Origin of the sequence: Pseudomonas sp. B22(2017), assembly GCF_002113105.1 — a bacterium.
Lineage (GTDB): Bacteria > Pseudomonadota > Gammaproteobacteria > Pseudomonadales > Pseudomonadaceae > Aquipseudomonas > Aquipseudomonas asiatica.
In genome coordinates this window covers 1-1,590 of sequence record NZ_NEJN01000030.1, presented here as the reverse complement: position 1 = coordinate 1,590, position 1,590 = coordinate 1, and the positions used below count along the sequence as shown (strand labels likewise).

Annotated in this window: 1 protein-coding gene; it reads left to right on the top strand. The window is 65.2% G+C overall.

What is annotated here, in order from left to right; translation table 11 throughout:
* Nucleotides 1-1,590: immunoglobulin-like domain-containing protein (locus tag CAG18_RS25880; protein ID WP_371807326.1), on the top strand; the 1,590-nt coding region annotated here is incomplete at both ends.

Here is a 1,590-nt window from a genome sequence, read left to right as displayed (position 1 = left end):
CGTGACCATCGAGAGCGCCACCGGCGGCAACTTCGAACAGCTGACGCCGAACCCGACCCCGGCCCAGACCACGATCAACGACTCGGTCGACACCACCACTGCGACCCTGACGGCCACTCCGTCGGTGACCGAAGGCGGGGTGATCACCTACACCGTGACCCTGAGCAACCCGGCTCAGACCCCGGTGACCGTGACTCTGTCCAACGGCCAGACCATCACCGTTGAAGCCGGCAAGACCCAGGGCAGCGTCGACTTCGAGACCCCGGCCAACGACGTCTACAACAACGGCTCGACCGTTAGCGTGACCATCGAAAGCGCCACCGGCGGCAACTTCGAACAGCTGACGCCGAACCCGGCCCCGGCCCAGACCACGATCAACGACTCGGTCGATAACACCACCGCGACCCTGACGGCGACCCCGTCGGTGACCGAAGGCGGCGTGATCACCTACACCGTGACCCTGAGCAACCCGGCTCAGACCCCGGTGACCGTGACCCTGTCCAATGGCCAGACCATCACCGTGGAAGCCGGCAAGACCCAGGGCAGCGTCGACTTCGAGACCCCGGCCAATGACGTCTACAACAACGGCTCGACTGTCAGCACCACGATTACCGGTGCGACCGGCGGCAACTTCGAACAGCTGACGCCGAACCCGACCCCGGCGCAGACCACGATCAACGACTCGGTCGATAACACCACCGCGACCCTGACGGCGACTCCGTCGGTGACCGAAGGCGGGGTGATCACCTACACCGTAACCCTGAGCAACCCGGCTCAGACCCCGGTGACCGTGACTCTGTCCAACGGCCAGACCATCACCGTTGAAGCCGGCAAGACCCAGGGCAGCGTCGACTTCGAGACCCCGGCCAACGACGTCTACAACAACGGCTCGACCGTTAGCGTGACCATCGAAAGCGCCACCGGCGGCAACTTCGAACAGCTGACGCCGAACCCGGCCCCGGCCCAGACCACGATCAACGACTCGGTCGATAACACCACCGCGACCCTGACGGCGACCCCGTCGGTGACCGAAGGCGGCGTGATCACCTACACCGTGACCCTGAGCAACCCGGCCCAGACCCCGGTGACCGTGACTCTGTCCAATGGCCAGACCATCACCGTTGAAGCCGGCAAGACCCAGGGCAGTGTTGACTTCGAGACCCCGGCGAACGACGTCTACAACAACGGCTCGACCGTTAGCGTGACCATCGAGAGCGCCACCGGCGGCAACTTCGAACAGCTGACGCCGAACCCGACCCCGGCGCAGACCACGATCAACGACTCGGTCGACACCACCACCGCGACCCTGACGGCGACCCCGTCGGTGACCGAAGGCGGGGTGATCACCTACACCGTGACCCTGAGCAACCCGGCTCAGACCCCGGTGACCGTGACCCTGTCCAACGGCCAGACCATCACCGTTGAAGCCGGCAAGACCCAGGGCAGCGTCGACTTCGAAACCCCGGCCAATGACGTCTACAACAACGGCTCGACCGTTAGCGTGACCATCGAGAGCGCCACCGGCGGCAACTTCGAACAGCTGACGCCGAACCCGACCCCGGCGCAGACCACGATCAACGACTCGGTCGA